At 61.1% G+C, this 10,776-nt stretch carries 9 protein-coding genes and 3 pseudogenes; 3 read left to right on the forward strand and 9 right to left on the reverse strand.

Annotation, left to right across the window (positions count from 1 at the left end; translation table 11 throughout):
• Positions 1–568 precede the first annotated feature (568 nt).
• Entirely contained in the window at positions 569–778 is a 210-nt protein-coding gene (locus AB4118_RS31070) for a cold-shock protein (RefSeq protein WP_305693457.1), read from the forward strand.
• Positions 779–912: 134 nt separating this feature from the next.
• The gene (locus AB4118_RS31075) at positions 913–1,143 is read left to right on the forward strand and encodes a hypothetical protein (protein ID WP_441493353.1); all 231 of its coding nucleotides are present in this window, start codon (positions 913–915) and stop codon (positions 1,141–1,143) included.
• A gap of 2,625 nt (positions 1,144–3,768) precedes the next feature.
• Here AB4118_RS31075 and AB4118_RS31080 read toward each other — a convergent pair.
• From AB4118_RS31080 to AB4118_RS31120, 9 genes and pseudogenes are all read right to left on the reverse strand, one after another.
• Positions 3,769–3,891: a hypothetical protein gene (locus AB4118_RS31080; RefSeq protein ID WP_441493354.1), complete on the reverse strand. Its 123-nt coding sequence runs from the start codon at positions 3,889–3,891 to the stop codon at positions 3,769–3,771.
• 100 nt (positions 3,892–3,991) lie between these two features.
• Entirely contained in the window at positions 3,992–4,147 is a 156-nt protein-coding gene (locus AB4118_RS31085) for an ATP dependent DNA ligase (protein ID WP_441493360.1), read from the reverse strand.
• A 20-nt stretch (positions 4,148–4,167) separates the two neighbouring features.
• Positions 4,168–4,398 carry an ATP dependent DNA ligase gene (locus AB4118_RS31090; RefSeq protein WP_441493355.1) on the reverse strand — a complete coding sequence of 77 codons (231 nt, stop codon included), beginning with the start codon at positions 4,396–4,398 and terminating at the stop codon, positions 4,168–4,170.
• Positions 4,313–4,654, reverse strand: coding sequence for an ATP-dependent DNA ligase (locus AB4118_RS31095; RefSeq protein ID WP_441493361.1), 342 nt, complete (start codon positions 4,652–4,654; stop codon positions 4,313–4,315). The genes AB4118_RS31090 and AB4118_RS31095 overlap by 86 nt, the downstream gene beginning before the upstream one ends.
• Before the next feature lie 41 nt (positions 4,655–4,695).
• Positions 4,696–5,025 (reverse strand): annotated as a pseudogene (locus AB4118_RS31100) (glutathione-dependent formaldehyde dehydrogenase); the annotation flags it as partial.
• Between the two features lie 418 nt (positions 5,026–5,443).
• Complete coding sequence (locus AB4118_RS31105) at positions 5,444–6,442, reverse strand: sensor histidine kinase (protein ID WP_441493356.1); 999 nt, start codon at positions 6,440–6,442, stop codon at positions 5,444–5,446.
• A 403-nt stretch (positions 6,443–6,845) separates the two neighbouring features.
• Entirely contained in the window at positions 6,846–7,439 is a 594-nt protein-coding gene (locus tag AB4118_RS31110; RefSeq protein ID WP_441493357.1) for a hypothetical protein, read from the reverse strand.
• A gap of 35 nt (positions 7,440–7,474) precedes the next feature.
• A pseudogene (locus AB4118_RS31115) lies at positions 7,475–7,765 on the reverse strand (transposase); the annotation flags it as partial.
• Between the two features lie 361 nt (positions 7,766–8,126).
• Positions 8,127–8,962, reverse strand: a pseudogene (locus AB4118_RS31120) (IS110 family transposase).
• Positions 8,963–9,126: 164 nt separating this feature from the next.
• On the opposite strand from AB4118_RS31120, the gene AB4118_RS31125 reads away from it, so the two are divergent.
• Entirely contained in the window at positions 9,127–9,420 is a 294-nt protein-coding gene (locus tag AB4118_RS31125; protein WP_441493358.1) for a helix-turn-helix domain-containing protein, read from the forward strand.
• Positions 9,421–10,776 lie beyond the last annotated feature (1,356 nt).

Below are 10,776 nucleotides of genomic sequence, written 5' to 3' on the forward strand. Positions count from 1 at the left end.
GGCCTACTAAGCATCTGAATCGGGAAGGTTTCGTGCTTCTCGGTGATTCCAAAAATTTGTGACGAGTGGAAGGCATCGATGGGCAACTCCCAGCACTGACCTCGCCGGCTCCAGGGCCCGCCCGGACGTTGCCGATTAGCAGACGTTCCGAGAGTCGCGGGCGGGTGGAGAGCCGAAGTTGGCTGTCTGCCCCGAACCGGACATTCGTGCCTTGGGGCGGATAGCTTCCCCAAGAGTCCGCGATCCTCCCGTCTCCTACTGGTTGTGTGTGGTCCTTCGAATTTTGCGCTCTGTAGGCCTAGCAGTTCAAAAAAGACGAAAGCGAAAGATATTCCCTGATTTTGTAAGTCTTATGCCTTGCACTGCATGTATTATTCGATGCCTTAAATCGAACATTGACATTGGCTGTGTCGACGTGTAGATTGGTTTTTGTCGATATTTGCTTGGACGGTCCTTGTTATTTTCGCGCTTCGGCGCGGCTCTGATGAACTCCCCCTTTCGAAATCGTTCTGAACTCGCCGAACATTCGTTCGGCGAACGACAGGTCTTGCCAAAAGGAGGGTTTCTCATGACCACCGGCACAGTGAAATGGTTCAATTCCACCAAGGGTTTTGGCTTCATTCAGCCTGACGACGGCAGCCAGGATGTGTTCGTTCACATCTCCGCCGTCGAGCGCGCTGGAATGCGCGATTTGCAGGAAGGCCAGAAGCTCGGCTTCGAAGTCGCCCGCGACAACAGGTCCGGCAAGATGGCGGCCGAGCAGCTCCAAGCCGCATGATCTGACTGTTTCTTCGACGATAACCACGGATGTACTGGCATCGTCGACAACAGTCATTCGAGGGAAGGCCAAGCTTCTGCTTGGCCTTTTTTCGTTACTGCCGGCGACAGGGGAATACCGCACAGGAGATGGACATGGCTGAACATTCAAAGCAGCGCGTCGATGCCGACAAGAATTTTCTGAAGACCCAGACCCAATTGCTCGCTCGCAATCGGATCATGTTGGAGTTCGATACCCTCGCCCGGCACCGTGATGCGAACACGGCTAAGCTGAAGCAACAGCGCCTGGAGAAGGAAGCCAATGATCGAGACGCGGCATTGGCTGCGCCAACGGTAAAGAAGCGGAAAAAAGCCATCGCCGCCTGAGCGCCAGGCGCCGGCGCGACGGCGGGCCGGGCCTGGCGCTTCCCCCGAAATCGAGCGGATGACCGGTGTCGGCTTTCGAGTGGCTCCTGCCTCTCGGTTTGACGCTACCCTGTTGAAAATGGCCCGCCGCTCCGAAAGGGGTGGCGGGCCTTTTTGCGTTCGGGTGCTATGCGGCGGAGAGCTTCCCCAGAGTCCGCGAGGGAAGCCGGGGAGCAGGTCTGCGACCTAAGTCGCAATATCGCAACGTCATTGGTCTCTAGTTCATAATCAATATAAATATTACCGCTCTTTCATTAAAGATTTTATATCCGCAGATATGTTGACTATAAATATTGTAAACTTTGGTGACGCGGTGGTCGCCCTCCATTATTGAAGGCGGCCACCGTGAATTGCAAAGCAAGATGGCGGTTATGGTCGAGCAGAGCGGCCCGCTGCCAAACTGCTGGTCTTGGCTGTTTCTGTGGCGTTGGTTGGCGTCGGTGGGTGTGCTGATTATGGCTTCGGCAAGGGCAAGGGCAAGGCGCCTCCGCCCGTGGCTACGCCGATCGTTACCAAGGGCTGACACCGAGCGCGAATGAGACTGAAAACGGCCGGTTAGACCGGCCGTTTTCTTTTGGGCATTCTGAATTCGGCCGGTTGCGATATTTCTTGCCGGTTCGACTGGCAATGATCGGACGATCGAGGACGTCTCCTTCGCTCACCAAGTCGAATGCCAACTTGATCACTTGAACTTCCGTTTTCGACCGACTTCTTCAACAAAATCGGCCAACTCCGGTCGCCCGACATCGATTTTCCAATGTCTCAGATGGGTCGGGAACTGACGTTACCGGTTGCGTCCCGTCCCGCGAATCCATCACAGCAACGCGGCCTGCATTGGCTCGGGCTTCGGCTCCGGCGGGTCTTTTTTCTGGCCGCGCGAGACGATCTGCAATGCTCCATGCGATCGCCGCCTATGAGGCGCGGGAGATCGAGCGCGCCGAATGACAGGGGATGACGAGAGCGGCCGGCTTCACAATCCCCGGGACGTCTTCAGGGCAGTCGAGCGCGTTGAGCAGCTCACTGTCGGGGTCAAGTGGAGCGCCAGCGGCGTCATAAACCGTGCGGTGCCATGTGTGCGGTTTAAGCCACGGAGGCTAACCGTTCGCGCCCCGTAGACGCGTTTCCGCTTGTTGCTCCTCTGCATTCGCGCAAGCCTGCCCTTGTCGCGTGGAGGAGTTGCTCATGGAAGCGCAGTCGAGATCGTCCGACGAGACAATGGCCCGCTGTCACGGGGTTCTAATTCGGACAGCGATCGTCGTAATAGTCGCGGCAGCCACAGTGCTGCCACTCATCCGCTGAGCGTCGGGTTTGGTCACTGGGCAAGCCCTGACGAGGGCGGGAAGGCAATGCTTGGTTCCGGAACGCGCGGCATGCTGGTCTTGCGCGCAGTTGGAGAGTGAGCAAAATGGCTCCTCCCTTCGAGACAACGAGTGTAGCGATATTGGTCCTCCTGGTGACACACTTGGACGTTTGGCGCGCCGTTGAGCGCGTCGAGCAGCTAACTGGTTGTCGCGAAGATACGCCCGCAGAGGTCGAGCTAATCCAACTCGTTGCGGCCCTCGAAACGTGGGTTTGGCTTCATCCCATTAGCAAGACTGACTAATCGCATCGTCAATCTCCTGCTCGATCTCAAGGGCGAGAACGCGATATTCCTCCGCGCGGTCGTGGCCTGTCGGCGAGGAGATTTTCGACCAATGGGCCGCGGCCTCGCAGGTCAATTCGTACGCTTCGAATAAGGCCGGCAGGCCAGCAATGCGGCTCCATTTTTGCCTCAACTCCGCTCGCCGCTGCGGCCACCGAAGCATAAGCCTAGCAAGGCCGCGCTTCTGTGCGTCGTTCACTTAGCTACATCTCGTCGAGCTGACGAAGGACATCGCTAGCAATCGCTTCTTTCGGACGTCCAGCTACGAAGGGCCCCCCGGCTTCTCGCTTAGAACATAGCTCCATCTCCAATACGAGGCCAAGCCCTCAATCCCGACCGCCGCTTTGCGTCCCCGAAGACTCCGAACCATCTTGCGAGGTCTTGTGGCCGGCTGCGGTCAACCCGCGCCTCAGGAGTTCGCGTACGGCCTCGGACCTACTGGGTATCCGGTGTGAAAAGCGAAAATCATCAACTGCAGTCAATTCGTCATCGTCGATCATTACTTGCAGGCGCTCGCCGCGAGTCAGAGGATTTCCCTTCTTTGACACCTCGGTCATGGTCTCGTCTCACTCATTCCCATCATTTAGCTTAAAGCGCCCGGCCGGCTCATTTGTTCCGAATGAGGCCACGCCTTTCCATGAGTGGGATGGCGCCATTGAGTTGGTCTGCCCTTCCAATCAGTCCGTTTTATCTACTCGCCGGAGGGAAATTCGGATAGTTTTCAGCTAGCTTCCGGTCTCCGGAAGTCCGAATGCGGCGTTCAGCATCGGGGACATGGTCGGCACTTAGGCCGCCACCGTTCATGAGGTCGGATAGTCACCTCCAGCCTGCGCGCGTCGGGCAAAGGATGCGCCCTGAAAGTCAAGGTTATGACTACATACGGGACAATCGAATTTCCCAGCGGAGCGCGCTACACGCTGCCCTATTCACTGACGGGGGGACATTCAGATGGCATCATACATGGCACGTTTCTGACGGATTTGTTGGCGCTTCACCCTGATCCGATCGCTCACGAGATCAGTCTTGAATGCGCGGATGGCGCTAAAATTCGGCTGCTGATCACGCATCGGAATGGCTCCGGGTCAACCTTTATCGGCGCCTTCGCTTGACGGCACCTCTACTCCCCACAGTGTCCAACTGGGTCGTGATCAGGCGAAAGAGTCTGGCTCACGACGGGTCCTCCACCTGAAATACCGTCCCATCCGCCTCTTCCCGAAGCCCCTTGTACGACGCGTGCCGCAACTTCCCGTCTGTGGTCCAGCCCCGGAATTCGATCTCCGCTACCAGGGCCGGAGGTACCCAGCGCGTCCCCTTTCTTCTCATCTGCAACGCAGACTTCTCGATCAGAGCGCGTAGAGCTGCTTCCGCAGCGCGGTAGCAGTGCGATCGGTGAACCCGGTCCCTACGCAGCCGACATAGGTCAGCCGGTTGCTCTTCCAGGCTGCGAGCAGCAGCCGCCCGATACCGCCCAACCCCGACGACGACGGCTCATAGCCGATGATGAAGAACCCTTCCGACTGGTTGCACTTGATCTTCCGCCATTCGCCGCCCCCGGCGGGATCGATACGGCGCATCCCTGCGCTTCGCGATGATGCCCTCCAGGCCCATCTCGCAGGCGACTGTCAGAAAGGCGCGTCGCCGACAGCATCGACGTCCTCGCTGAAGCGGATCGAGGGTGTGGGGCTTTATGATATCGGCGAGCATCTTCCGACGATCCTCGCATCGCATGGTCCGGAGGTCGTGACCGTTGAGATAGAGCAGATCGAAGGCGTACAGGAGCGCGCCGGCGGCAGATCGCTTGCCGCCCCGGCCACCGAGAGCTTGCTGCAGGGCGCTGAAGTTGGACGTACCGCGTAAGGCCCTTGTTCATCGCGGCCCCGATCGGAATCCTGTCGGACGTCGAACTCCGAGAAGTTGATGGTCTCGGCGCCCCCGGCCTCGGCCATCGCCAATCGTTCGGAGACCTCGTCGATCGCAATCACCCGGCCGGCGCCCAACATGAACGCCGAGCGGATCGCAAACTGGCCGACCGGCCCGCAACCCCAGATCGCGACGGTATCGCCGTCCCGAATTTGGGCGTTCTCGGCAGCCATGTACCCGGTCGGGAAGATGTCGGAGAGGAACAGGGCCTGCTCGTCCGAACACTGTCGGGGACCTTGATTGGGCCGATATCCGGGCACGCGCAGATATTCTGCTTGGCCAGCAGGAATGATCTTATTCTGGCAGCCATACCGAAGCAGGGGCCAATTTGCTCAATGACGAGGGGCTACCAACCGTTCCATCGGCCGCCATGTGTTCACTGGTCACTGTTTGAACGACCGACGTGATGAGGCGGAGTGGCCATATCGCAGCCTCAAGGCGTGAATGTCGTTTGAGGCTCCGGGCCCTTTGATCCCATGCCTCTCAGCAACCTCCCCGCCCGCATGGAAGACGGGATCGACCTCGCTCTGCCGGAGCGTCCCAATCCGGGTCCCCGTCGCCCGGGCAAGGGGCGCTACCGCTCGCGATCGCCGCCCTGCTCGCCTTCCTCGCAAGGAGGTGATCTCGAAGACGGGCGCCGCCCCGATAATGAGGTGAACTGGGCTGACGGGCACCCCTTGGTGATCGTTACTGCGCCGCCTAATCGGCCAGCTTCGCCGCCTTCATCCGTAACGTGACAATGACCCCCTCGGCGGACCAGGTGTAGTCGATCGAGCCGCCCAATTGCCCGGAGATGCTACGAACCACGAGGCGGCTACCGTACCCACCGGCGCCGTTTGGAGGTTCGACGGCGGGACCTCCGCGCTCTGTCCAGACGATCTTGATCTCTTCGTCGTCCGAGCAACCTGAAACATCTAACGTGCCGGTGTCGGCCGACAGCGCGCCATACTTCAACGAGTTGGTCGCGAGCTCATGGATGACCAGGGCCAGCGCGGTCGCCGCACCTTCACCAACGCCCATGCGCGGCACCGCGACGCGGATGCGCCCGCTGAAGGCGCCCAGATCCTCATAAGGAGACAGCAGGATCGACAATAGGTCGCCGAGGAGAGCCGCATGGCCCTGATGGCCCGGGAGCGGCCGCACTAGATCGTGCGCTCGCCCAAGAGCCGCCAGGCGTCCCGTCAATTCGGTGGCCATCTCTTTGGCGGTCGTCGTGGACCGCGACGAGATCAGGGTCAGCCCCGAGGCAATTGCAAGCAGATTCTTGACGCGATGGCTCATCTCCCCGGCGAGAAGCTCATGGCCTTCCTCGGCCTGCTTGCGGCCCGTCACATCCAGAAAGATGCCGTACGCAACGCCATTGTGCAGATGGGAATCGTCGCCAATGCCGCGCGCAGAAATCCAACGGATCTCCTCGTCGATAATAATGCGAAAGTCGATTTCGTAGGCACCGACAATGGCCCGCGCCGCAGCGAAGGCGGCCCGGACCCGATCCCGATCCGCGGGGTGGATGCGGGCAGACAGGTCCTCGAACTTCACTGGGTTACCGTCGTCCGGCACGGCCCATAAGGCGTATCCCCGTTCGTCCATGGCGAACCGGTCGGTCTCTACGTTCCACGACCACAGGGCGACCCCGGCTGCGCCGATAGCGCGCCGGAGGCTCTCAGCGCTCCACGAAAGAGGGTTGCTGGTGGGCATGATTACACTCGGACCGGCCGCGGGGTGCGCATGCTATCAGGAAGGTCGGGTTTCTAATAAGTCGCAGCATCTGCATCGTCGCGGAGCCCCTTGAACGACGCCTGCCGCAGTTCGCTCGCTGGCGGGTATCCCGGGCCGTGCTGACCGGTCCAGGCAATCTCGGCCCCAGGCCGACACGCAAAACGCGACGCGTGCACAACAGCTACTCCAGCACCGTCCCAAACGCCGGGCCACGACAAATCGTTCCCCCGGGCAAGGAACACTCAAAGATCCCCAAAGTTAGAGACACGTGCGTTCAGATGGGGGCAGGCGAAACCGGGATAGCTTGGCGGGTAAGGTGAAATCGATGACCTCTGAGCCATGCGAAATACCCAGGAGTGTGCCGGCCGACCAGGAGGGCAGGTCAGGGGTCGCCTCCCCCAGGAATTATCAAGGCGCTTTCGCCCTGAGCACGCTCGACCGCCTCGGATGTGGGTATCTCGTTGTCGAGCACCGCCGCAGGATTGTCGAGGCCAACGCCGCAGCCCGGCTGATTCTGCGCTGCAAGACCAGTTCGGGCGAAGAGTTTGATCAACTGACGAGCGCCTTCATGCAATTGTTGGCGCGGGCGCCACACCGGCCGCCGCTGGGTCCATTGTGTTGGGTCGTCATCTGGAACCAACACGAAGCGCCGTTCGTCCTGAACCAGGCCGCAGACGCTATACCGCACGATAGTACCAGTCTGGTGATGCTGGTCGATCTTGACGCTCACCTGCGACCTAACCCCTTCATGCTTCAGCGCATGTTTGGCCTGACTACGGCCGAGACGCGGCTTGCGCTTCTGTTGGCCAACGGCGATCTGCCGGTCGATGTCGCCAGTAAGCTGCACCTCAGTCGCTCGACCGTTCGCTCGCAACTGTCCGCACTCTTCGCCAAGACCAATACCAAGCGTCAGGCGGAGCTGGTCACATTGCTCGCCCGGGTCGCGGTCCTGCCATAAGGCTTTGGCGCGGCGCATGGAGCCAAGCACCCGAGCGTAGGATCTGTGGACACTTATCTGATCCATAGGATCATCGCGGCGATTGTGACGACGGCGAGGTAGTGTCTGGCGGTCTTTTCGAAGCGCGTCGCGACCCGCCGAAACTGCTTAAGCCTCGAGAAGCAGCATTCGATCAGGTGGCACTGGGCGTAGAGGTGCTTGTCGAGGGGATACTTGCGCGCCCGTGACGGATTGTTGGGAATGACGGCGATGGCGCCCTTCTCGGCAATCTTTCGCCTGAGGGGATCGGCGTCATAGGCCGCGTCGGCCATGACGAGCTTTGCGGGCAATCCTTCGATCAGAGCTAATTCCTTTAACCGCTTAGCTACGGAGCCCGCCCTAACCGGCGGGCTCGTCTTTTGGGGCGGTAGGAGTCAAGCAAAAGCGCCCACGGCGGGGTCATAGAGCCCGCCGTCGATCGCTTTGGGTGATTATCCGACAAGCCTCTGCGCCACGCTGCGCGATAATGAGTTCCCGCCAGGGGTCTGGCTTCTCTGCGAAGTCGGCGCTGAGCCGCTTCATGATCGGGTCGGATGGAGAGGCGTCTCAATCTTTTTATCGAGCTGCCAGCCTGGACTGACGCTCAGGCCCGCCTCGAGATTGCCTGCCCACGCGTCCCTGGACGGGACCTCGATCCGCGCAGCGACGCGGAACTCTTTTGCTGGTTCAGGCGGCCTCAGCCTCCCAGCGATACGGCGTGTTGTCGACCCACATCCGATGCAGGATGACCGCCAGGCGCCGGGCTACCGCCACGGTCGCCTTCGCCATGCCTCGACGACGGGCGACGGCAAGCCCCACGTCTTCAGCGGCGAGCTCTTCTTCGAGATCCGCAGCAGGATCCCGGCGGCCTCGACCAGCGCCCAGCGGATCCCGGCATCGCCGCACTTCGAGATGCCGCGATCCCGATCGATCTCTCCCGACTGATAGCGCGAGGGCGTCAGCCCGAAATGGGCCGGAACCGAGCGCGATCGGCCGAAGCGAGCCGGCTCGTCGACGCCGGCCCGGAAGCTCAGCGCGACCATCGGACCGACGCCCGGCGCCGTCATCAGCAGCTTGCAGGTTTCGTCGCTCTCGGCCAGCCGCCCCATCGCTTTGTGCAGATGCTGGAACTGGCGGGCGGTGAGAAGCATCCGGATCTCCTGGCTCCGGACCGTCTTGACATGCACCGGCTTGTAAAGCCCGACCCGCATCATCTGCGCGATGCCGCGGGCATCGTTGCGATCGGTCTTGTTGATCTGCGCCGAGAGCGCGGCCTTCATGTGCCGCGTCTCGACGCAGATCACGGGAAACCCCGCGCTTGCCAGGCCGCTGTAGAGCCACTGCGACAGTGGTCCGGCCTCCAGCCCCACCCGCTTGTACGGCCCGCCGATCGCATGAAGCAGCTCGCCGATCGCCTCCGGCTCGCTCTCGACCTTGCTCTCCCGGATCAGCTTGCCGCCCGCATCCATGACGCAGACGCTGGTGGTGCGAACAGACACATCAAGACCGACGAACAGCTCCATGGCAGGCCTCCTGACCGGTTGGATCGATGGAGCCTGACCGGAAGACCGCTCTCCGTCATCCCGTATCAACGGGCGGCCGGAGCCCCAACAACCCGATCTTTTTGTTATCGCTCACTCCGAATAGTCTCGGACATTCGACGGGTTGGGACTTCAAGGATGAAGTAGTGAAGCCTGAGCGGATGCGAAGTGAAGCCGCCGCCGCAATCCTCGGCGTTGGGCGGCGCATAATCCAATCGATGGCTCTCCGCGGGGAATTGCCTGGGGCGGCGAAGATCGGGGGACTGTGGACCTTCGATGAGGAGGCGCTTGGTAGTTACATCCGAGAGCGCACCTCACGCCCGAAAGATCGTTATATCGAGCCTGGCGTCGACAAGCCCGAGCGCCGTCTGCCGCTGAAGGCGAAGAATTCCGCCAAAGCCGCGGAGGAAGCGCGCCGGCGATTGCTTCGTGGGAAGTAGGGGCGCGGTATCGCCCAGGCCTGACCGAGTCGATGCATTGGGCGAGTGGCTCGCAGCCAATCATCTGCGGAATCCTATCGTTCACCCCTTGTCGCCGCAGGCTGCTTGCCTAAATTTTTTTCGCAGTTTCCTGGGGAAGGAGGGAGCCATGCCATTCTCATCGCTGAGGGACCCCGTTGACCTCGCTCGCGCGCAGGCGGCTCTGGAGGCCGCTTGGAACGAAGTCAGATCGACCGTTCCCGAGGGATTTGAGGAGCGGGAGCGTGCTCGGTTAGCTTACATCGTGGCTGCATTCTTGCACGTCGCCGAAGACGAAGACGACCTCACGTGGCGGGCTGCGGAACGGTTCCGACAAACAATCATGGCATACGGAGGTCCGGCATCGCTTAGGCAGGTCTGAACTCGGCGAAGTTAGGCACGGTCGCCCCGCCTCCGGGGGATTTGGCGGCGGGGCGACCAGGCCGTGAGGGCGCCGGATGTGCGGCGACGCCAACACGCGTGAATCGAACCCACAGCGAAACTGCCGGTTCCGCGGCACAACTTATAATCAGGGAGTTTCCTGGCTTTGGGCAGCGGAGGCGACGTGCGGAGTGTTTCCGCGAAGAAGTTATTCGAACGGGTCAAGTCAGACCCGGTGTAGCCGCCCCCTCCAAGGGCCGCCTCTGAGTTTTCGCGACCGCCAAGCATTGCGCCCTCCGGCATGGTGCAGGGAGGACCCAATGCGTCCGCTTTTGATCGCTAGTTTTTTCCTTGGGGCGCCGGCCCCGATGGCCAACGCCGCACCACAAAACTTCCGCGCGTCCGAGTCGCTGGACAAGCTGCCCGCGGAATACACGCGCCACAATCGCGATCATCGGATAGCTGAGATGGAGTATTACCAGCAACGGCAACGCTCCTACCGGCGCGACCGTTACGACGACGGGTACGGGAACGGTCATCGCCGAGGCGGACCACCGCCTTGGGCGCCCGCCCACGGGTACCGGACGACACCACTCCGCACGCTGGTGATCTCGATGGCTGGCTAAGCTGGCCGCCCTGCCCCGCCGCTTGGTGGGGCAGACTTCTTTTCAATGGTCCAGCTCGCAGCCAGCCCTTGCCCTGCATAGCCCCACCACCGGCCGAGGGTGTGATCTACGCATCACTCGCTGGTAACCTTTGGGCGAGCCGGACCGGCGGGCGATTGCCAGCCCGGCTCTCACCGGGGGTTGGACAAATCCAGGCGCGCCTCGGCTGTCTAATGAGAGCGCCAAAATCCGAAGAGATTCAACGCCGTCTTTCGGGGCACCTATCAACCGAAAGGATGATCCAATACTGCTCCTTGGGTCGGCAGATTGGTGCAGCGCCAGGTCCGTCGGG

The sequence above is a fragment of the Allobosea sp. 2RAB26 genome, from assembly GCF_052115465.1.
In the GTDB taxonomy this organism is placed as follows: domain Bacteria; phylum Pseudomonadota; class Alphaproteobacteria; order Rhizobiales; family Beijerinckiaceae; genus Allobosea.